Origin of the sequence: Bariatricus sp. HCP28S3_A7 (assembly GCF_052066375.1) — a bacterium.
Lineage (GTDB): Bacteria > Bacillota > Clostridia > Lachnospirales > Lachnospiraceae > Allocoprococcus.
Map to the genome: position 1 here is coordinate 39,828 of NZ_JBQHSG010000011.1, position 20,514 is coordinate 60,341.

Sequence of the window (20,514 nt, forward strand, 5' to 3'; positions counted from 1 at the left end):
CAGGTCTGAGGGAAGAATGTATCTGCAGCTAAGACAAGATTATTGTAACGAATTTCCATGAAAAACTCAACCGCTATTTCCATTTTATCATTTTCCTGCCAGTTGAAAAATCGCAACCCCGATCAGTGCCAGCGCCATTCCGCCCACCTTTTTCCAGTCCAAAGGTGATTTTTCCACTCCGAACAGCCCCAGAAGCTCGATCAGATACGCCACAATAAGCTGTGAAACTACGATCAAAAGTGCCGCCTTTGCAGGCCCGAGCTGTTCCATACTCTTAATGACCGTCCAGGTGATCCCGGCACCGATCACACCTCCCAGCAGTACATATTTCGGCTCCACCTTCGCAATCGAAGCAACGCTGTCCCTTCCCATGATCAGCCACATCACAAAACACAGTGCAAAGGCGCTCAGCTGCACCCATGCATTGCTGACCCACATCCCCGTAGTCTTTGTCACCTGTGTGTTAAATACTCCCTGTACACTCATAAGCGCCCCGGAAATCAGGGCAATCAGAAACCCGGTCATCGTTCTTCCTCCCAGTTTTTTCTTCTAAGAGTATGCCCGATGACCGGGTTATTATGCGTCTTAAGCCAATGCTTTTTTCAGTTTTTCGATCATCTCATCAATGTGTTCCTTCTCCACGATCAGAGGCGGAATCACACGAAGTACATTCTGTCCGGCTGAGATGATGAGGAGCCCTTCCTCCAGCGCTTTTTTCGTCACTTCCCCGGTTGGTTTCGTAATCTGAAGTCCCTGAATCAGACCTTTTCCTTTTACTTTGACCGCACAGTCGAATTCCGATACAACTTCTTCCAGCTTCTCAGTCAGATACGGCGCGATCTCATTGACGTGCCCGATCAGATCTTCCTTTTCAAAGATATCAATGACCGTCTTGACCGCCATACATGCCAGCGGATTGCCGCCGTATGTCGTCCCGTGATCCCCAGGCTTCAGCGAATGCTGTGCCACTTTTTCCGTCATGGCAAATGCTCCCACCGGAATTCCATTTCCGATTGCTTTCGCCATCGTCATGATATCCGGCTTCACACCCATCTGCTGCCATGCGAAATACGAACCACTCCGTCCCATTCCGCACTGGATTTCATCCAGGATCAGCAGAATATCATTTTCATCACAGATTTTACGAACCCCGTTCAGGAATTCCGGTGTGGCCGGATTGATACCGCCCTCTCCCTGGATCGTCTCCATGATGATCGCACAGGTCTTTTCATTTACCAGCGCTTTCACACTGTCCAGATCATTGAACGTCGCAAACGATACACCGGGAAGCATCGGTTCAAAGGGCTCCCGGTACTCTTTATGTCCGGTCACTGAAACCGCTCCGATGCTTCTTCCGTGGAACGCATCTTCCATGGCGATAAATTCGTAACGTCCGCTCTTCTTCTCATAAGCATATTTCCGGGCTGCTTTCAGTGCCCCTTCCACCGCTTCCGTTCCGCTGTTGGTGAAGAAAACACGATCCATCTGGGAAATTCTCTTCAGTTCTTTTGCTGCCTCTCCGCAGGTGGTATTATAGTAAAGATTGGAAGTGTGGAGCAGTTTATCAACCTGTGATTTGATTGCGTTCCCGAATTCCTGATTTCCGTATCCCAGACCACAGACTGCGATTCCTGCAGCAAAATCCAGATATTTCTTTCCGTCTGTGTCATAGAGGTACATACCTTCTCCATGATCCAGAACGACCGGGAAACGATTATAGGTCTTCAAAAGTCCCTGTTCTGTATCCTGTATATATTGATTCTCCATATATTCTCCTTCTTTCCTTCCCACCGGATCGTTGAATTAATCCGGATCGTTGTCTTTTAAGATTGCCGTTCCGATACCTTTCTTGGTAAAAATCTCAAGAAGCAGACAGTGCGGAATCCTTCCGTCCAGAATATGCACCCTGGAAACTCCATTTTCAATAGCACCGATGCAGTTCTGAAGCTTTGGGATCATACCGCCCGTGATGCCGCCGCTCTCGATCAGTTCCCGCGCCTCGTCTACAGTCAGATGCGAAACGAGCGATGTCTTATCCTCGAAATCCCGGTAAACTCCGTCGATATCAGAGAGGAATGCCAGCTTTTCCGCATGAACCGCCTTCGCGATCGCATAGGCCGCATCATCTGCATTGATGTTGTATGTATTATAGTCATCATCCAGTCCGATCGGGCAGACGATCGGAAGAAAATCCTTCTCCAGAAGATCAAAGAGAATGTCTGCATTGACGGATTTGATATCACCTACAAACCCGATATCTTCACCGTTGGAATATTTCTTCTCCACCTTCAGAAGCGCCCCGTCTTTTCCGCTGATTCCGATTGCACGAACGCCCAGTTCCTCTACCATTCGCACCAGATTTTTATTCACTTTATTCAGGACCATCTCCGCAACTTCCATGGTATCTTCATCCGTCACGCGGAGTCCGTTGATAAATTTCGGTTCCATGCCGACCTTTCCGACCCAGCGGCTGATCTCTTTTCCTCCGCCGTGAACAATGATCGGTTTGAATCCGGTCAGTTTCAGCAGAGTAACGTCTTTGATCACGTTCTGCTGCAATTCTTCATCAATCATGGCACTGCCACCATATTTTACAACAATAATTTTACGGTTAAAACGCTGGATATATGGCAGCGCCTCGATCAGCACCTCTGCCTTGTCCAGATATTTCTGCATATTCTGGTTCATGACTCATTCCTCCGTTTGAACTGTTCCGTCTTTAGCTTCTGTAATCTGCGTTGATTTTGATGTAATCATAAGTCAGATCGCATCCCCAGGCAGTCGCACTTTCATTTCCCATCTTAATATCGGCAATTGCCTTCACTTCCGGCTGGGAGAGGATCTCGGTTGCTTTCTCCTCACTGTAATCCACTGCGGTTCCGTCTTCAATGATCTGAATTCTTCCCGCCTGGCTTTCAAAGAACAGATCCACTTTTTCCGGATCGAACTGTGCTCCCGAATATCCCATTGCACACAGAATACGTCCCCAGTTCGCGTCGTGTCCGGCGATTGCGGTCTTCGTCAGATTGGAGCAGACAATGGATTTTGCAAGTATTTTTGCAGTTTCCTTCGTGTCAGCGCCTACTACCTGAACTTCAAACAATGCGGTTGCGCCTTCTCCGTCTCCGGCCATTTTCTTTGCAAGGTATTCATTGATCGTGTGAAGCGCCTCGTAAAATACCGGATAGTCCGGAGAATCCACCGTGATTTCTTCATTTTCAGCCAATCCGTTTGCCAGAAGAACCACCGTATCATTGGTGGAAGTATCCCCGTCAACGGAAATCATATTATAAGTATCATTTACATCGTCACTGAGCGCTTTCTGCAGTGCTTCCTTCGTGATCACGGCATCGGTCGTGATAAAGCTGAGCATGGTGCACATATTCGGATGGATCATGCCGGAGCCCTTTGCCATACCGCCGATCGTGACCGTCTTGCCGCCCACTTCAATTTCCACTGCAATCTGTTTCTCGCAGGTGTCGGTGGTCATGATCGCTTTGGCAGCCTCTGTGCCATTTTCCAGAGACGTATTTTTCTTTTGTGCCAGCGCTTTCACGCCTGCTTTGATGCGGTCGATCGGAAGCTGTTTTCCGATCACACCGGTCGAACCGATCAAGACGCCATCTGCGCTGATTCCCAGTGCTTCTGCAGCCGCATCTGCGGTTTCCTTGCAATATCCGAACCCTTCTGCGCCGGTACATGCATTGGCGATTCCAGAATTTACGATCACGGCCTGTGCCTTCTGCCCACCTGCCACAATCTGCTGATCCCATTTCACGCAAGCTGCTTTCACCACATTCGTGGTAAATGTTCCTGCGCATACACATGGAACCTGACTGTAGATCATCGCCATATCGGTACGATCCTGATATTTAATCTTTGCTGCGGTTGCTGCTGCCTCAAATCCTTTTGCTGCGGTAACTCCGCCGGTAATAATCTTCATCATTCATCCCTCCATACTACTTATCTTCGATAAATGCCGTAATATTCTTTTCATTCAAAGTAAAATCATAATAATTCAGATCTTCTCTCTTCGTCCACCCGATCGTATTCCAGAATGCATTTCCGATATCGTTCTTCGTAAATGCGATCAAGGAGACTTTATTGATCTGTTCTTTTTTCAGCGCTTCCATGGCAAATACGACCATGCTTTTGCCGATGCCATGTCTTCGGTACTCCGGATCCACGCAGACATGATAGAAACATCCGCGCCGTCCATCGTGACCACACAGGATCCCGCCTACGATTTTCCCGTCCTTCTCGGCAACCACACTGGTCGTAGGATTTCTTCGCAGGAAACGCTCGATTCCTTCTCTGGAATCGTCAATGCTCCGGATCCCGAATCCTTTGATCTTCATCCATAATGCGTAGACCTGGTCATAATCTTCTATCGTCATCTCTCGAATTGTCATATGTAACTCCTTTACGGGAACATCGGTACCAGATTCAATCCCTCATCTTCCGGAAGTCCGAACACAAGATTCATATTCTGTACTGCCTGTCCCGCTGCTCCTTTCACCAGATTATCAATGGCTCCCATCATGATGATCCGGTTCGTTCTCGGATCGATCTTAAATCCGATGTCCACGTAGTTGCTTCCCTCCACCCATTTGGTCTCCGGGCACACATCCTTATCAAGGACACGGATAAATTTCTCACTGCCGTAATATTTATCATAGATGGCCTTCACTTCTTCATAGGAAACTTCTCTTGTAAGCTTTGCGTATTCCGTCGCCAGAATTCCGCGGTTCATCGGTACGAGATGCGGCGTAAAATTCAGAACAACTTCCTTATTACATGCATATCCAAGCTGCTCTTCGATCTCAGGCGTATGCCGATGGGACGCAACGCCATAGGCCTTCATGTTCTCATTGACTTCACAGAAGAGATTCGGAACCTTTGCCCCTCTTCCCGCTCCGGAAGTTCCGGATTTCGCGTCGATGATCAGTGTATCCATATCGATCAGCCCTTCTTTGGCAAGCGGATACGCCGTCAGGATCGAACAGGTCGTATAACATCCCGGATTTGCCACCAGTCTCGCTTTCTTAATATCCTCACGATTGATCTCACACAATCCATATACCGCTTCTTCAATAAACTGAGGACTCTTATGCTCGATTCCGTACCATTTTTCGTATACCTTCACATCTTTAATACGGAAGTCCGCGCTCAGGTCAATAATCTTTACCTTGGATAAGATATCTTCATTTACCAGAGATGCGCAAAGTCCCTGCGGTGTTGCGGTAAAGATTACATCCACCTGCTCTGCCAGTTCTTCCATATTATCATCCATGCAGACCGCATCGACGATCTGGAACATGTTCTGGTAAATGGATGCATACTTTTTATCAATATAGCTTCTGGAGCCAAACCACTTGATCTCCACATCTTTATGTCCCGTCAAAATTCTGACCAGTTCTCCTCCGGCATAGCCGGTCGAACCGATAATTCCTGCTCTAATCATGTTATCCTTCCTTTCATCATGCCCTTGCGGCACCTTGAAATCCCCGGCCTTTCCGGGCATAAGTCATAATCACTATAAACCATTTGTTTTTCAAAGTAAAGTATTCTCCTGTAAAAAATACATTGTACTTATAAAAATAATACTACCCGGATGTCTCAATGGGACATATGCATAAGTATACATATTTATTGCATATTATGCAAGCGTTTTTATAAACAACGTCGTTAATTTGCATTTTTTCAAGATTTTGCATTTTTTTCTTGCATAAATATAAAACATAGTGTATAGTGTGTTTTGTACTTGATCGACGAACTTATTATCAGGAGGAATATAGAATGAAAGAGAAAGTTGTTTTAGCATATTCAGGTGGTCTTGATACAACCACACTTATCCCATGGTTAAAAGAGACCTTTGATTACGAAGTAATCTGCTGCTGCATCAACTGCGGACAGGGCGAAGAACTGGACGGACTGGATGAAAGGGCAAAACTTGCCGGAGCTTCCAAATTATATATTGAAGATATCACCGATGATTTCTGCGAAAACTACATCATGCCATGTGTACAGGCAGGTGCCGTTTATGAAAATAAATATTTACTCGGAACCGCTATGGCTCGTCCGGGAATTGCCGCAAAACTGGTTGAGATTGCGAGAAAAGAGAACGCTTCCGCAATCTGCCACGGTGCTACCGGTAAAGGAAACGACCAGATCCGTTTCGAGCTTGGAATCAAGGCACTCGCTCCGGATCTGAAGATCATCGCTCCATGGCGTATGACCGATGTATGGACCATGCAGTCCCGTGAAGATGAGATCGCGTACTGCAGAGCACACGGCATTGATCTTCCGTTTGACGCAAGCCACAGCTACAGCCGTGACCGTAACTTATGGCACTTAAGCCACGAAGGTCTGGAACTGGAGAATCCAGCCAATGAACCGAACTACGATCATCTTCTGGTTCTCGGCGTTACACCGGAAAAGGCCCCGGACGAAGGTGAGTATGTCACTATGAAATTCGAAAAAGGTGTTCCGGTAAGCATCAACGGCGAAGAAATGAAGGTAGCCGACATCATCCGCAAGCTCAACGCACTTGGCGGCAAACATGGTATCGGTATCGTTGATATCGTTGAAAACCGTGTTGTAGGTATGAAGTCCCGTGGCGTATATGAGACTCCGGGTGGAACCATTCTGATGGAAGCACACGCACAGCTGGAAGAACTGGTGCTTGATCGTGCGACCATGGAAGTGAAGAAAGATATGGGTAACAAGCTTGCTCAAGTTGTATATGAAGGGAAATGGTTCACTCCGCTTCGTGAAGCGATTCAGGCATTCGTAACCTCTACCCAGGAATATGTGACAGGTGAAGTGAAATTCAAGCTTTACAAAGGCAACATCATCAAAGCAGGTACAACTTCTCCGTATTCACTTTACAGCGAATCTCTGGCAAGCTTTACAACCGGTGATCTTTATGACCACCACGATGCAGACGGCTTCATTACCTTATTCGGCCTTCCGCTGAAAGTTCGTGCGATGAAACTGGCTGAAGCTAAGAACAACCAGAAATAGCAGTTATTAAGAATATCCCAAAAGGCGGTTCAGAAAGAGTTTTCGCAAATCCTCTTCTGAACCGCCTTTTTTCTATGTCCATGATTCTATTCCCACAATTTTATTCCACATACCAGGTGCCGCTCATATACAGGCACAGCCAGCCATCCTGTGCCCTTCCCCAGACCGAAACGCTCAGGCAGCGCACCTCAAGGATCATGGCTTCTGTTCCGGCTTCTGCCGTCACTTCTCCCGGATAATTAAGTCCCGGTCCTTTTCGAAAGCGTTCCTCATATTTCAACGTCCAACGACCGGTTCTTATGTCCGGCAGCCATCTCTCCTGTTTCAGGATTTTCGTTTCATTTCTGCACAGCAATTTGGAACTGCCCCTTGTATCTGCCTTCCTTTTCATTATATGCCGGAATCCGCATCACGTTCCATTCTTCCAGTCTTCTCATTTACAGGATCCGGCAATTCCATCCTCTCGGATTTTCCGCTTACCGGATCCCTCGTTCCATACTCTCTTCCGCCTCGTCCATCTGCTTCAGAATCTCCTGGTGCCGTTCATCGAACAGCAGTCCCTTATTGTATTTATAATACAATCCGCAGTCATTCTCTTTCAGGAACCAGATGCTGTAGTAATTAGTATTCAGCTCCGTCACGAATACGACCATCTCCTGACTCTCTCCGAATGCTTTTTCCAGGAATTCAAACGCATGCTCCAGCATTTCCATCGTATGGTCGACCATTTCCTCCCGCTTTTCGGTCTCATCTGCAAAAAGCTCCCGGATCTGTTCAAACGCTTCATTGCCGGCCAGATGCTCTTCTTTGGCATAATTCCAGTAGCCTTCCAGTGTATCTACCACTTTTGCCATGCACCGCTCCCCGTCCCGGTCAAGCTTCTCAGCCTTTTTCTGATCTTCGAATTCCTTTTTCGCCCGAAAATAGATCGTCTTGATGATTCCTCCGCTTGCATAGAGTTCTTCTGACATTCCTTCTTTCTCCACTTCACGGATCAAAGCACGATATTTCTTCAGCCATTCATACAGGGCAGATACATAGCGATCCATTTCATAGGTGTCTTTAAAAGCGCCCGCCAATCTTCCGGAAAGAAGGTTCACCACACTCAGCTTCTCATCAAACGCGGCAACTTTCAGCTTCTCCAGCGTATCCTCTCCATAGGTGCCTTCCAGAATCTTTTCAATTCCGTAATCCTTCCGGTATTTCGCGTAGAGTTCCAGATAATTTGCGAAATCTTTTGCAATCTTCCAGTGCTGGATATATTGATGCACAACTTCCCGGTCCACCCTTTTTCCCAGTCTTTCATACACCTGGATCAGCCGGGAGAGATCCTCCCACCCTCTGGCGGTCGCGAACATTCTTCCGTCCACCGTCGTCTCCATCCGGTAGAAATTCTCCCGCCTTGCATCCAGATAGGCGATGACCGCCGGATGAACGCCCACCTGATAGGCGTATTCTTTCCAGACGTCAAAATTCTCTTCCACATCGATTTTCTTGATACGGTCCAGGGTCACCACATCAAATTCACGTACCGATTTATTATACTCAGGCGGGTTGCCCGCCGCAACGATGATCCATCCCTCCGGGACTTTCTGATTTCCGAATGTCTTGCACTGCAGGAACTGCAGCATCGTTGGCGCTAGGGTCTCAGAGACACAGTTGATCTCATCAATGAAAAGAATTCCCTCTTTGTGTCCGGTAACTTCCATTTTGTCATACACCGACGCGATGATCTCGCTCATCGTATACTCCGTCACCGAATATTCTTTCCCTCCGTACTGTTTTTTCTGAATAAACGGCAGCCCCACTGCGCTCTGGCGGGTATGATGGGTGATCGTATACGCCACCAGGCCGATCCCGCACTCTCTTGCCACCTGCTCCATGATCTGTGTCTTTCCGATTCCCGGAGGCCCCATCAGAAGGATCGGCCGCTGATGAATAGCGGGGATCATGTATTTTCCACATTCATCCTTTACTAAATACGCTTCGATCGCGTCCTTGATTTCCTGTTTTGCTCGCTTAATGTCCATAGTTTTCCAATTCGTCCTCCTCAATCGTAAGCTTCATCGCCCACGGCGGAACCTCCACCTCAAGGCCTTCCCTCTCCATAAACACAAATGCAGTCTCATAGGGCGGCATCTGTTTCGGAAAGATACCCTGCCCGTCTGTAAAATAGATCACACCCTTCAGCCTAGCAAACTGATGATTTTCTATCATACGGTTGATATACTCAAATGCCGGCCTGAAATCCGTACCGCCTTCTCCGACCAGGTCCAGATGCTCCATGTACTCCCGCAGTTCCTCTTTATTCGTGATCTTCTGATCCGTCTGCACCTGCTCATCACACTGGAGAATATGGATATTGACTTTCCGGAAGAAGCTGTCGTTCTCACTTAAGATTCCATACGTCTCCTCCAGAAATTTTTTCACCAGTTCTCCGGAACAGGACATGGACGTATCGATCACGATCACAAAATCCTCGATCTTACTGACTTCTTTCCACTCCTGCGGCTCAATCAGCGGCATATTTCCGTACAATCGCAGCCCATAGCTGTAAAATCCATAATCAAAGGAATCCTCATCAATGGTCATCTCTTCCTTCAGCACGGCAAATTTTCTGAGAAATTTCCGGTAATCATACCGCTCCTTGTTCTCCACCCGGATCTGTTCCAGAAAATGGCCCGTTCCACCGGCAGTCTCCTGCGAAAATGTTTCCATCTCCGTCTGCATCTGTTCACTGATATCTTTCCATCTCTGATTCAGCTCACTATTTCTGTTCTTCTCCTCATCCTCAGCCCAGTATTTATGATCATCAACGGTAAATTCCGCCTGAAGACGAAGTATCTCTCTCTCTGAAAGCTCCCATCGCATCAGACTTCCGTAAACCTTCTCCGCCGTCAGCACCTTCATCTCACCTTGCATCTTCCGGTAGGTTTCCTGCCTGAGCCATGACTTGGCACGCCGGATATTCCGTGTGTTCCACCCGTCAATGATGGATTCCGTCACGATGTCACAAGCCAGATTCCACCACAGCTTCTCCCTGCCCTTCCGCGTAATCATATGACGGAAAATGCAGTGCATCACGGCATGCAGATAAGCCCGGTTTACATCCAGCCTGTTTTTCCGGTAGAGTCCTCCGAGCTCTCCCGGATGAAAATACAGATTCCACCCGTCTGTGGCAACAAGCGATACCGAAAAATCCTGTACATACGCCAGGGAAGACAATGCCACATCCAGGAATCGCATCTGCAGATACAGTTCATTTCTTGAAAGCGCCAGGATCCGGCGGCCGATCTGCTCCAGCTGGTCTTCCTGCTTCGTATTCTCTTCCAAATTGAGTTCCATATTCTTCCGCTTCTTTCCTTCTGCATTCTATAGAACGAATTTCTTCTTTCTTACCGGAAATCTCCGGTGTCTCTCATCCATCAGGATACTTAAGACTTCCGTCTGTCCGGTCCGGGATGCCAGATCAATCGCCCGCTCCAGCACATCCCTTTCAAAATACTCCATCCGACAGATAAATTCCACGATCTCCACCGGTGAACCGAGCGCATAATTCTCATGATCGTCAAGTTTTTTCAGACAATCCTTTATCAGATTCGTCAGATGTTCCCGGATATAAGTTTCATACCGCCTGCGTGCGGCATCCTCAAGTTTCACCGGATACATCAGTCTTGCAAGTGCGACCTGGACCGTAACCGCCTCATCATCCCGCACACCGGAAAGTGCGAACATTCTGTCGTATTTCAGGTAATCCAGCTCCCGGCGGTAGAAACATTCCCTGTATTCTCCACCCGAGCCGTAATAATGAGTCTCCACGATCCTTGCAGGCGTATTCTCCACAGCGTCCATGTAATGTTCCGGAAAAATGATCTTCGTGAACCGTTCTTCTTTTCCTTTTCCATAAACCAGAGTCGCCACGATCTCATAGCGGATCTCTGTCAGAATTTCCTTCAGACAGGACCGCTCTCCCTCATAAAAATCAATTTGAACATTCGACAGACGGCATCCGGTGAACACACCGCTTCCCATCCTCACGATCTCGTCTGTTCCGTGAAAGACTTTCATATTCATGCAGCCGTAAAATGCATAATTACCGATCACCTTCACCGTAGGTGGAAGATGGATCTCCAGAAGATTGGCTCCGCATCTGAGCGGCAGATCCTGCATCTGGAATTCTTCCGCTCTGCTGTCCTCTTCAAAGAACTCCACATCTTCATCTTCCACCTGTTTGTGATTGGAAAATGCATAGGATGCAATGGAATTTATTCTATATTTTCCAACATTTTCCGGAACTTTGACAACCTCCGATTCGCTCCACACACGAACCAGCTCCGCTCCGTCTTCTTTTCTTCTGAATGCAATTCTCATGTCGTCTGTCTCTCTCTTTCAGGTTACAATTGCACCTTATTTTTCTTTGCCCACATTCCGTGTCTCATACTTCAGATCACGCACCAGATAAGGCTGTCCATTTTCCTCAACCTCCATCTTCCAGAGCTTTTTTTCTTCTTCCAGCAGGACTTTGCCATATTTCTTATATAAATAGGTGGTCTCATGATAGTTGGCACCGCATTCGATCATGCACCAGCCCTCCTCCATCTCACAGAGGATCCATGAACACTCTTTCTTCGTTTTAAATATGAAATTCTTTGTAATCTGGAAATTCCTGCCCCATTCATAATGAACGATCTTGTCTCCCAGCCTGTATGCAGCCTCACTGAAACTGTAAAGCTCATGCGCCTCATGGAGCAAATGCTCCGGCCGCGGATTCAAACGGATCCGGCTTGCCGCATTAAAATTCTCATCCAACTGCAATGCACAGTTTAAGAACGGGGTAAATAAATACTGGGTCGCCTCATTGTACGGCATCGCCACGCATTCAATCTTACCGTCCATTTCATAATAGATCAGATATCTGCAGTCCAACACATACCGCAGTTCCCGCACAGCCAGGATATCCCTGCATGGAATACATATCTCCTTTACCTCTCCGTCTTTCTTCGGAAAAAGAAGCATAATCTGTCCGTCAAATCTTGCCGCCAGATATTCAAAGGCTCCCCGCTCATATCCCTTGGCCGGTACCCATACCATCGCCTCCAGTGGCATTCCTTGTTCTTTCCACTTGGAAAGGTGCGGCAGATAGCACTCCCGCACCTCGTCCCATTCCCATATTCTTTTCGGCCACTCCTGAAGTGTTGCGCCGAAATCCACTACATTTCCGTTTCTCCCTTTTTTCATTCTGATCCACCTTCCACCGTATTCTGACAGACTTCGCCATCTGACGCTCTGTCCTGCCGAACTCAATTAAACACATATAACTATTATATACGTTCTCCTTATTCTTGTAAATACAGTTGCAATATGCTTTTTTTATTTGAATACCTAGTAAATACGTGGTATTATGTTAATATATAGGATGCCATGATTCCCATGGTTTTTCCCGTATAGAACGGGTTATCTGGAGCACGACATCAGAAATAAAGACGAGGTGAACACTATGAAAATCTCAACCAAAGGACGCTATGCACTCCGGCTTCTCCTTGATCTGGCACAGCACCGGAACTGCGGATTTGTTGCATTAAAAGATATTGCCAAACGTCAGGATATCTCCAAAAAATATCTGGAACAGATCGTTCCCATGCTGAACCGTGCCGGATTTCTGCTCACCGGCCGCGGTTATCAGGGGGGATATGAGCTGGCGAAAGAACCTTCTTCCATCACTGTGGGAGACATTCTTCGCGTCACCGAAGGCAGCCTGGCACCGATCTCCTGTCTCGAACAGGAACCGAATATGTGCCCGCGCTGCGGCGAATGTCTCACCCTTCCGATGTGGCAGGGACTTTACAAAACGGTCAACGAATATCTGGACAGCGTAACGCTGCAGGATATTCTGGATCAACAGACGACCCTCTATGGCAATGATTACGTCATATAAAGTAAGAAAAAGGTCCATCGGGACCTTTTTCAATTACTGATTCTTTTTTGCATTTGTATAATTCACAAGTCCGCCTGCCGCGATCAGCTTCTGCATAAATTCCGGGAACGGCTGTCCCTGGAACTCGGTTCCTTTCGTACGGTTATAGATCTTGCCGGAGTCAAAATCCACTTCCACTTCATCGCCTGCCTCAATGTTTCTTGCCGCTTCCGGGCACTCAATGATCGGAAGCCCGATATTGATCGCATTGCGGTAGAAAATCCTCGCAAAGGTCTCTGCGATCACACAGCTTACCCCTGCCGTCTTCAGGCAAAGCGGTGCATGCTCTCTCGAAGAGCCACATCCAAAATTCTTATTTGCCACGATCAGATCGCCCGGCTGTACTCTCTCCACAAAAGTCGGATCAATATCTACCATCGCATGCGTCGCAAGCTCTTTCGCGTCATAGGAATTCAGATATCTCGCCGGAATGATTACATCCGTATCTACATTATCACCATATTTAAATACATGTCCTTTTGCGTTCATTATTTGTCACCTACTTTCTCCGGATTTGCAATATACCCTGCAATTGCACTTGCTGCTGCCACTTCCGGTGACGCCAGATAAATCAGAGAATCCACATGTCCCATACGTCCGACAAAGTTTCTGTTCGTAGTTGAAACACATTTTTCCCCTGCAGCCATAACTCCCATATGGCCTCCCATACAAGGACCGCAGCTCGGTGTGTTCACAGCGCAACCAGCATCAATAAAAATGTCGATCAGTCCTTCCTTGATACACTGCTTATAAACCGCCTGTGTAGCCGGAACTACCATCACGCGCACATCCGGATGAACAGTATGTCCTTTCAGGATCGCAGCAGCTTTTCTCATATCGGAAATTCTTCCGTTGGTGCAGGATCCGATCACCACCTGGTTGATCACGATCGGTTCCATCGCTTCGATCTCATCGATGGTCTTCGCATTGCCCGGAAGATGCGGGAACGCAACCGTCGGGCGGACTTCAGAAAGATCCACAACAACAACTTCATCATACTCGGCATCCTCATCCGGTGCGTAAATCTTATATTCTTTATCTGTATGTTCTTTCAGATACGCTTCCGTCTGTTCATCAACCATAAAGATTCCGTTCTTTGCTCCGGCCTCAATTGCCATATTCGCCATCGTGAAACGGTCATCCATTGTCAGGTACTTCAGGCCGTCACCCATGAATTCCATGGATTTATACAGTGCTCCGTCCACCCCGATTCTGCCGATGATATGAAGGATCACATCTTTACCGGTCACATACGGTCCCGGTTTGCCGGTCAGCTCAAACTTGATTGCTGACGGAACTTTGAACCAGAGTTCTCCGGTCGCCATACCTGTTGAAATATCTGTGGTTCCCACACCCGTTGAAAATGCTCCGAGTGCTCCGTATGTACAGGTGTGTGAATCTGCCCCGATAATACACTCACCGGCAGCAACGATACCATATTCTGGAAGGATCGCATGCTCCACACCACATTTGCCCTGTACCAGATACCATTTCAATCCCTGCTCCTTTGCGAAATCCTGAATCGCTTTGGAGTTCTCTGCTGACTTGATATCCTTATTCGGTGTAAAGTGATCCGGTACCAGAACCACCTTGTCTTTGTCAAATACTTTATCTGCCATCTGTCTGAAAATCGGCAGCGCCATAGGACCTGTGATATCATTCGCCATCACGACATCCAGCTTTGCTTCAATGAGCTGTCCCGCCACAACCAAGTCCAGTCCTGCATGGTCCGCAAGAATCTTCTGCGTCATCGTCATTCCCATGATTAAATTCCTCCTTGGATCATTTATTAAGTTGAATCTTCAAGTACGCCTCGGCGTACTTGCTGCGAGGTGCGCGTCATGCTTTGCATGACACAATACATCTGCGCACCTCTGCAATCCGCCGGAGGCTTAATCTTGGAAGAAGATTTGACTCCCACCAAGACTAGCTTACCGCAACTCGCCACCTATGGAGGTGGGAGTCTCATCTTTATTTCAAGATGAAATTACTTACTTTCTCCGTGATATTCTAACACATTTCAACACTACAGCGCAAGAAAGAAGCGCACAAAGGATAAGAACTATCAAGTTTGCCGAATCACCGGTCGCAACCGATGTTGTTTTCACTGGGAGCTGCGGCTTTCCCAGCTGCATATCTTCTGGTTTTTGCGGTATTTCGGGTTTTTCCGGTTCCTCCGGAATTTCCGGCTCTTCCTCAAAATGAACAGACTGTCCTTCATCTCCCAGATTGGTATGGTCAGCAACCAATTTTCCCTCGCAATATAAATACTCAAACACGACCGTCGTTTTCCCTCCCAATCCGGACGCATTAAATACAAAGCGCATTTCTTCGCTTCCTTCTTCTTTCTCCGGCGCAAATGTCGCTTCAGCCGTAACCAGCTCTTCTCCGATTTTCAGTTCTTCCCCACTTTCGGCGTCCATCAGAATACCTTTCAGTGTATATTCCTTCCCGGGAGTAAGGTTCTTCCATGACACCGTATCAATCAGCACCATTTCCTCCCTCGGTTTAGCCTCATGAGTGCGGGTTTCTTCGTCAAGTGCCGTTGTCGCGATCTCCGGAACCGGTCTTTTATCATTCGTAAGCGTTCCCAGATTCACGGTATGAGCATCTCTCGTGATCTCCACCTCAAAAGGCGGCAGTAAAATCCTGTCACTGTTATTCTCACACTCCAGTTCTTCGATGCAATACGTGTCATATGGGAGCGCGCCTTTCTTATCATCGGATTTTCCTTCGCCAAACCAGATTCCATCCTCTGCAGACTCTCCCCGGTTCGTATTTACCGTATGGCGGTTCCATTTTGACGCCGTAGACGCATAACCGTTTTTGTCGGTAATGATGACATGTGCTTCTTGCGTGGTCTTAGATGTGATCCGGAAAGGAATTCCAGAGAGGCGTTCCATTGTGCTGTCAGCCACCTTGATCAACTCCAGATCTCCCCGCACGATCTCCTCCGGAACAATGGTTTCCTGATAGACATGCAATGCAGCCTCCGATGCACTTTCTTCTTCCGGCTGAATCGCCTGAGCAAAAACCACATCTGTCTTCCGGTAACCCTCCGGAGCCTTCGTCTCTCGGATCGTAACTGTACCGACAGGCAGAACGCCTGCTCCATTTACCAGATAAAGCGCATCACCTCCGACCTGATATGCTCCGGTCATCTTCACTTTACCCTGTGCGTCCGTCCTGAATACCCATGTCCGAAGCGGCGAATGTCCCTCTTTTGCAGGATCTTCCTGCGATATCATATCATAATACTGCACTGTAAATTCTGCGTCTTCCAGGCTTCCGCTTCCTTGTGGTTTTCCGCTTCCGCTCTCTTTGTCCTTCTTTTCCAGCAGCCATTCGATCGGATTGTAAAAAGGAGCATCTTCACAGGTATAATAGACTGTCTCACCTGCTTTTACGGTGATCGTTTGCGACTCCGGGTTACAGGTATACCCCTGCGGAGCTTTCGTTTCTCTGATATCATAGCTCCCTTCCTGCAGAGCATCGGCCTTCCCGTAGCCCCTTTCATCAGTCGTGATCACCGCCGCCACATTTTCTGTTCCTTGATAAAATAGCGTAAATTCTGCCCCGGCAAGTGAATAGCAGGAATTCCCTTCCACCAATCCGGCATCCGAAGAGGATTTCTTCACTTCCAGACCGCCTATATGTGAAATCTTAAATAAATATACGGTAGATTCGCATTTGGGCTCCAGCACCGAAATCTGATTACCTCGCTGGGGATGCGTCGAAGAATGCCAGAACTTATTATCTTTCCCGTTATTTCCCCAGAAAAATCCGATATGACAGTCCGCATCCTCCGATTCCCAGGAGCGCGGTTCAAAATAGATCACATCCCCTTTCTGGGCCTTTCCGCCCGCCAGCAGCCCTTCAACGGTATCATAATGATAATACTCCACGGCATTTTCCGTGATCCAGTGATACCAGTTGCTTGCATTCACCTTGCCGCCCCGGTATCCACGGTTCGCGATCCCCGAAAGATCCGCTCCGCATTTTTCCAGAACATACGCCACAAAACCGGTACAGTTCATACCGCCATTTCCACCATTTGCTCCGTTCGGCCGCATACAGTTTCCCGGTGTTAACGGGGAACCGGTATAGGGTGTGCCAAGGTAATAACCGTCGTTCTCGTGTGCCTGGAGCTCCGTAAGAACTGCTCCCGGAGCCACTCCGAGCTTTTCATCCAGCTTTACAATTGTATCTGTTGAATTTCCTGTCGCTTTGACTTCGCAGATCTTCTGACTGCTTCCGGTCAGACAAAGAGCGGTAAGTACCGCTGTGATGGCATACTGCCATCTTCTTGATTTGATAAACATATTTGTATTCTCCTTCCTGCCCATCCGGCACGAAAAAGAGATACATAAGACGAGTACCCATATCATAAGATACGGGTACCCAAAAGTCAATTATTAGACTTCTTATTTTTTTCTTAAAGTCCGAATCTTCCTATCACCTCACATCATCCTATTAATACATTTTAGCCTTTTCTTTACAGAATCCTCCTTTACATCTCCCCCATAATTGCGTTATAATAGTAATTCATACAAATTAAATAGTTAGGAGCAAACTGAAATGACGGAATTATATTTTATCGCTTTGTACTTTTTCGTCTATGGCTTTCTTGGCTGGTGTACGGAAGTCGCTTTTGCCGCCTGGAAAGAGCATCGATTTGTAAACCGCGGATTTCTGAATGGCCCAATTTGTCCGGTCTACGGTATCGGAGTCACACTGGTCGTCCATTTTCTTAGTCCTTACAGATCCAATCTCATCATTCTCTATATAACCAGTACGATTCTCGTAACCGCACTCGAATGGCTGACCGGGTTCATTCTGGAGAGGGTCTTTCATAACAAATGGTGGGATTATTCGAATATGCCGCTTAATCTCAATGGCTATGTATGCCTCTTGTTTTCTCTTATATGGGGCGTTGCCTGTGTTTTGATCGTGGATTTCATCCATCCGGTTATTCACAAACTGTTGCTCTATATTCCTGTTATCGTCGGAGTGATCATTCTGATCATACTGGGGATCGGCATGTTTGCAGACCTTTATGTGACTGCTTCCGGCATCTTGAAGATGAACAAACGTCTTGCGGCTATGCAGGAGATTGCTGATGAGCTTCATGAAATATCAGACAAAATTGGAGAAAATATTTACAAAAATACGATCGCAGCGATGGAAACCCAGGATGCGATCAAGGATTCTGTTACGGAGAAGCAGGAAGAACTCAAAGATTCTTTTACTGCAAAACAGGAGGAATTCAAAGATTCCCTTGCAGCAAAACAGATGGAATTCAAAGATTCTTTTGCTTTAAAGCAGGAAGAGATTCTGGGCAATCTCACAGAGCGCCGCGAAGAGATTTCCGAAACATTGGATACGGTTTCAGACGAATTGAAAGAACGTATTGCATCCTTGCGTAAGCATTACAGTGAACTTGGTGAGGACTTTACCGGTATTCAGAAACGTCTTCTGAAAGCGTTCCCGAAAATGGAAAACAAAAAATACAGTGAATCCTTAGACGATCTGCGCGAGAAACTGAATTCTCTGCGCAAACGCTAGATGACCTGCAGTTCCGAATCAGATTTTCATTTATACATAAAAGTCCGTATCATCAGCATTGATTTTCTATCAGAAACGATGCCGGTGATACGGACTTTTATTATTCAATTAATGGTCTCTTTTAATTCGTTTCAGATATGGGATCTCAATCGGATCAATCGGATCGATCGGCTGCTCATCCTGAATCTTATTCTTGCGTTTGTGCATCTTTAGAAGTGCTCCTCCACGGTTGTAGAACCAGAATGAATACACCAAAAGCTTATTCGCTTTACCGATCTTGTCCTTCGTGGTCTTTGTGTAAAAGTCACCAACCGCCTTGATCGGTTCCCGGTTCCGGATCTGCATAATCAGATCCAGCTCCGTCTTGATTGGATGTGGAAACTCCGTATATGCCATTCCCACACAATCCAGCTTGTGCGCATCGCTTCCCCCCGTTCCGGGTTTGTTGTATTTTTCCGCCAGCAGTTTCGCGCCGGCATTGGATTCGGGCGGTTCACACGCGTTAAATGTTTCAACAAAGTCAAATTTCTCCAGAAGTTCCGGCGACGTCTGCCATTTCTTTGTATTGGTAAAGCTTAAATACTTTTCTCCACAAGGATGTGCCGGACCGCAGATTCCACCGTGATGATGCACAAAATCAATGAGTAGGGAAAGCGGAAGTCCGCGCATTTCCAGAAGCCGCATCTTAACGCCTTGAGGCATGATGATCAGAATATGCCCCGCTTCCAGCGTATCATATTCAATTCCTTTTAACACAACGAAATCATTATACTTTTTCCCTTTGAAAGTGTTCTTCCAGTACCGGTAACCATTATACGTATCATGATCGGTCACCAGCATACCATCAATTCCCTTTTCCTTCAGCTTTAAAATATACTTCTCCAAACTGACTTTACTGTCAATCGACCCTTCCCGTACATGACAATGCATATCGATCTTCATGAGCACATCACCAGACTTTCTTTAAAATTTTATTCCTCGTACTCGTCTTCGTCTTCCTCCTCATCATCGAGATCCAGAATGGAACGTGCACGATCAATCTCCGATTCAATCGAAATCTCTTCTTTCACCTGTCTGGAATGCCGCGCTTCTCTTCTTCCGATTTCCCGGGACTTCATCATAAATTGTACGATAAGTCCGATGGCGATACCGGCCGCACAGATTCCCAGTGTAATGTAAGGATTCTTAATTCCGACCATCTGCGCAACTGCATTTCCAAGCCCCATTCCCCCGCTCAGTGATGTCACAATGATAACAAGTGGTTCAAACCAGATCATTGTCAGGACTGCAATAATAATTCCGGCAACTCCTGTGACAGCCAGCATTGTAAAATTCTGCATCTGGAACATACCTACAACCTCCAGAGCCACGCTCAGGCAAAGCAGAAATGCTCCAAACTTCTTGAACACTGCTGACATGATCGTCAGAATCAGTGCTGCCGCCGCAACAATGGCGAGACCGATCTTCAGATCGGTCTGGATCAGATATGCCACCAGAATTCCAAGTACAGCTCCAACAGCCAGTCCGCAAATCGCGTTCACAAATCTGACCAGCTTCAGTCCGAACAGACATACAATCAATCCGATAACTGCCGAAATAACCAGAGCTGGAAAGGGTATCTCTATCCCATTCTGTACGACTGCATTCATCTGGGTAATGATCTCATTTATCATTGGTTCATTAAACATAAAACAAGTCCTCCTATATCATTATTTACGTTCTCCCACCGGATTATTATATCACACAAGCAGACATAATCGCAACTATTTCACTGTTTTAACACAAACTCAATATTAACCCTCATTACAATTTAAACATATTAAAGAGGAGTATCAACCTTCGTTTTTTGATACTCCTCTTTAATTCACTTCATCTGTCATTATTATTTACCTTTCTGGTGGTCTGTACCTTCCTTTCTTAGATTCCCGTTTTTGAAATTATGTTTTCGG

The 20,514-nt window shown here is 46.9% G+C and carries 19 protein-coding genes; 3 read left to right on the top strand and 16 right to left on the bottom strand.

Annotated features, from left to right (window positions below; translation table 11 throughout):
• Positions 1-87 precede the first annotated feature (87 nt).
• Genes ACTNA4_RS09150 through argC form a run of 6 tightly spaced genes read right to left on the bottom strand, consistent with a single transcriptional unit; the run spans position 88 to position 5,464 of the window.
• The gene (locus ACTNA4_RS09150) at positions 88-525 is read right to left on the bottom strand and encodes a DMT family transporter (protein WP_427805509.1); all 438 of its coding nucleotides are present in this window, start codon (positions 523-525) and stop codon (positions 88-90) included.
• Between the two features lie 60 nt (positions 526-585).
• The gene (locus ACTNA4_RS09155; protein ID WP_441029739.1) at positions 586-1,767 is read right to left on the bottom strand and encodes an aspartate aminotransferase family protein; all 1,182 of its coding nucleotides are present in this window, start codon (positions 1,765-1,767) and stop codon (positions 586-588) included.
• 36 nt (positions 1,768-1,803) lie between these two features.
• On the bottom strand, positions 1,804-2,688 hold the full coding sequence (gene argB, locus ACTNA4_RS09160; RefSeq protein ID WP_427805507.1) for an acetylglutamate kinase: 885 nt from the start codon (positions 2,686-2,688) through the stop codon (positions 1,804-1,806).
• Positions 2,689-2,719: 31 nt separating this feature from the next.
• On the bottom strand, positions 2,720-3,943 hold the full coding sequence (gene argJ, locus ACTNA4_RS09165; protein ID WP_427819063.1) for a bifunctional glutamate N-acetyltransferase/amino-acid acetyltransferase ArgJ: 1,224 nt from the start codon (positions 3,941-3,943) through the stop codon (positions 2,720-2,722).
• A 16-nt stretch (positions 3,944-3,959) separates the two neighbouring features.
• Positions 3,960-4,412: a GNAT family N-acetyltransferase gene (locus tag ACTNA4_RS09170; protein ID WP_427805506.1), complete on the bottom strand. Its 453-nt coding sequence runs from the start codon at positions 4,410-4,412 to the stop codon at positions 3,960-3,962.
• Positions 4,413-4,423: 11 nt separating this feature from the next.
• Positions 4,424-5,464, bottom strand: coding sequence for an N-acetyl-gamma-glutamyl-phosphate reductase (argC, locus tag ACTNA4_RS09175; protein WP_427805505.1), 1,041 nt, complete (start codon positions 5,462-5,464; stop codon positions 4,424-4,426).
• Between the two features lie 335 nt (positions 5,465-5,799).
• On the opposite strand from argC, the gene ACTNA4_RS09180 reads away from it, so the two are divergent.
• Positions 5,800-7,026 carry an argininosuccinate synthase gene (locus ACTNA4_RS09180; RefSeq protein WP_427805502.1) on the top strand — a complete coding sequence of 409 codons (1,227 nt, stop codon included), beginning with the start codon at positions 5,800-5,802 and terminating at the stop codon, positions 7,024-7,026.
• Between the two features lie 100 nt (positions 7,027-7,126).
• Here ACTNA4_RS09180 and ACTNA4_RS09185 read toward each other — a convergent pair whose 3' ends face one another.
• The 5 genes from ACTNA4_RS09185 to ACTNA4_RS09205 all read right to left on the bottom strand — a co-directional run bounded on the left by ACTNA4_RS09185 (position 7,127) and on the right by ACTNA4_RS09205 (position 12,264).
• Positions 7,127-7,381: a hypothetical protein gene (locus ACTNA4_RS09185; protein WP_427819066.1), complete on the bottom strand. Its 255-nt coding sequence runs from the start codon at positions 7,379-7,381 to the stop codon at positions 7,127-7,129.
• 121 nt (positions 7,382-7,502) lie between these two features.
• Complete coding sequence (locus ACTNA4_RS09190) at positions 7,503-9,056, bottom strand: ATP-binding protein (protein WP_441024588.1); 1,554 nt, start codon at positions 9,054-9,056, stop codon at positions 7,503-7,505.
• Positions 9,046-10,371 carry a vWA domain-containing protein gene (locus ACTNA4_RS09195; RefSeq protein ID WP_441029741.1) on the bottom strand — a complete coding sequence of 442 codons (1,326 nt, stop codon included), beginning with the start codon at positions 10,369-10,371 and terminating at the stop codon, positions 9,046-9,048. Before ACTNA4_RS09195 ends, ACTNA4_RS09190 begins: the two co-directional genes overlap by 11 nt.
• A 27-nt stretch (positions 10,372-10,398) precedes the next feature.
• On the bottom strand, positions 10,399-11,397 hold the full coding sequence (locus ACTNA4_RS09200; protein ID WP_427805498.1) for a leucine-rich repeat protein: 999 nt from the start codon (positions 11,395-11,397) through the stop codon (positions 10,399-10,401).
• A 36-nt stretch (positions 11,398-11,433) separates the two neighbouring features.
• The gene (locus ACTNA4_RS09205; RefSeq protein WP_427805497.1) at positions 11,434-12,264 is read right to left on the bottom strand and encodes a hypothetical protein; all 831 of its coding nucleotides are present in this window, start codon (positions 12,262-12,264) and stop codon (positions 11,434-11,436) included.
• 259 nt (positions 12,265-12,523) lie between these two features.
• On the opposite strand from ACTNA4_RS09205, the gene ACTNA4_RS09210 reads away from it, so the two are divergent.
• A complete protein-coding gene (locus tag ACTNA4_RS09210; protein WP_427805496.1) occupies positions 12,524-12,961 on the top strand; it encodes an RrF2 family transcriptional regulator in 438 nt (145 codons plus the stop codon).
• Positions 12,962-12,994: 33 nt separating this feature from the next.
• Here the strand turns inward: ACTNA4_RS09210 and ACTNA4_RS09215 are convergent, their stop codons facing one another.
• The 3 genes from ACTNA4_RS09215 to ACTNA4_RS09225 all read right to left on the bottom strand — a co-directional run bounded on the left by ACTNA4_RS09215 (position 12,995) and on the right by ACTNA4_RS09225 (position 17,322).
• A complete protein-coding gene (locus ACTNA4_RS09215) occupies positions 12,995-13,489 on the bottom strand; it encodes a 3-isopropylmalate dehydratase small subunit (RefSeq protein ID WP_427805495.1) in 495 nt (164 codons plus the stop codon).
• Positions 13,489-14,763 (bottom strand): 3-isopropylmalate dehydratase large subunit, encoded by a 1,275-nt coding sequence (leuC, locus tag ACTNA4_RS09220; RefSeq protein ID WP_427805494.1) that lies wholly within the window; start codon positions 14,761-14,763, stop codon positions 13,489-13,491. Before leuC ends, ACTNA4_RS09215 begins: the two co-directional genes overlap by 1 nt.
• A 228-nt stretch (positions 14,764-14,991) precedes the next feature.
• Positions 14,992-17,322: a VaFE repeat-containing surface-anchored protein gene (locus ACTNA4_RS09225; protein ID WP_441029743.1), complete on the bottom strand. Its 2,331-nt coding sequence runs from the start codon at positions 17,320-17,322 to the stop codon at positions 14,992-14,994.
• A 256-nt stretch (positions 17,323-17,578) separates the two neighbouring features.
• Between ACTNA4_RS09225 and ACTNA4_RS09230 the strand changes: the two genes are divergently transcribed.
• Positions 17,579-18,565: a putative ABC transporter permease gene (locus tag ACTNA4_RS09230; RefSeq protein WP_427805492.1), complete on the top strand. Its 987-nt coding sequence runs from the start codon at positions 17,579-17,581 to the stop codon at positions 18,563-18,565.
• A gap of 108 nt (positions 18,566-18,673) precedes the next feature.
• Here the strand turns inward: ACTNA4_RS09230 and ACTNA4_RS09235 are convergent, their stop codons facing one another.
• Together ACTNA4_RS09235 and ACTNA4_RS09240 are read right to left on the bottom strand one after the other, a co-directional pair.
• Positions 18,674-19,507 carry a PHP domain-containing protein gene (locus ACTNA4_RS09235; protein WP_427819070.1) on the bottom strand — a complete coding sequence of 278 codons (834 nt, stop codon included), beginning with the start codon at positions 19,505-19,507 and terminating at the stop codon, positions 18,674-18,676.
• Between the two features lie 29 nt (positions 19,508-19,536).
• Positions 19,537-20,253 carry a hypothetical protein gene (locus ACTNA4_RS09240; protein WP_441024595.1) on the bottom strand — a complete coding sequence of 239 codons (717 nt, stop codon included), beginning with the start codon at positions 20,251-20,253 and terminating at the stop codon, positions 19,537-19,539.
• Positions 20,254-20,514 lie beyond the last annotated feature (261 nt).

Coding starts and splice junctions, on each gene's coding strand:
- ACTNA4_RS09150 (WP_427805509.1), bottom strand. CDS start 525: ATGACCGGGTTTCTGATTGCCCTGATTTCCGGGGCGCTTATGAGTGTA.
- ACTNA4_RS09155 (WP_441029739.1), bottom strand. CDS start 1,767: ATGGAGAATCAATATATACAGGATACAGAACAGGGACTTTTGAAGACC.
- argB (WP_427805507.1), bottom strand. CDS start 2,688: ATGAACCAGAATATGCAGAAATATCTGGACAAGGCAGAGGTGCTGATC.
- argJ (WP_427819063.1), bottom strand. CDS start 3,943: ATGAAGATTATTACCGGCGGAGTTACCGCAGCAAAAGGATTTGAGGCA.
- ACTNA4_RS09170 (WP_427805506.1), bottom strand. CDS start 4,412: ATGACAATTCGAGAGATGACGATAGAAGATTATGACCAGGTCTACGCA.
- argC (WP_427805505.1), bottom strand. CDS start 5,464: ATGATTAGAGCAGGAATTATCGGTTCGACCGGCTATGCCGGAGGAGAA.
- ACTNA4_RS09180 (WP_427805502.1), top strand. CDS start 5,800: ATGAAAGAGAAAGTTGTTTTAGCATATTCAGGTGGTCTTGATACAACC.
- ACTNA4_RS09190 (WP_441024588.1), bottom strand. CDS start 9,056: ATGGACATTAAGCGAGCAAAACAGGAAATCAAGGACGCGATCGAAGCG.
- ACTNA4_RS09195 (WP_441029741.1), bottom strand. CDS start 10,371: ATGGAACTCAATTTGGAAGAGAATACGAAGCAGGAAGACCAGCTGGAG.
- ACTNA4_RS09200 (WP_427805498.1), bottom strand. CDS start 11,397: ATGAGAATTGCATTCAGAAGAAAAGAAGACGGAGCGGAGCTGGTTCGT.
- ACTNA4_RS09205 (WP_427805497.1), bottom strand. CDS start 12,264: ATGAAAAAAGGGAGAAACGGAAATGTAGTGGATTTCGGCGCAACACTT.
- ACTNA4_RS09210 (WP_427805496.1), top strand. CDS start 12,524: ATGAAAATCTCAACCAAAGGACGCTATGCACTCCGGCTTCTCCTTGAT.
- ACTNA4_RS09215 (WP_427805495.1), bottom strand. CDS start 13,489: ATGAACGCAAAAGGACATGTATTTAAATATGGTGATAATGTAGATACG.
- leuC (WP_427805494.1), bottom strand. CDS start 14,763: ATGGGAATGACGATGACGCAGAAGATTCTTGCGGACCATGCAGGACTG.
- ACTNA4_RS09225 (WP_441029743.1), bottom strand. CDS start 17,322: ATGTTTATCAAATCAAGAAGATGGCAGTATGCCATCACAGCGGTACTT.
- ACTNA4_RS09230 (WP_427805492.1), top strand. CDS start 17,579: ATGACGGAATTATATTTTATCGCTTTGTACTTTTTCGTCTATGGCTTT.
- ACTNA4_RS09235 (WP_427819070.1), bottom strand. CDS start 19,507: ATGAAGATCGATATGCATTGTCATGTACGGGAAGGGTCGATTGACAGT.
- ACTNA4_RS09240 (WP_441024595.1), bottom strand. CDS start 20,253: ATGTTTAATGAACCAATGATAAATGAGATCATTACCCAGATGAATGCA.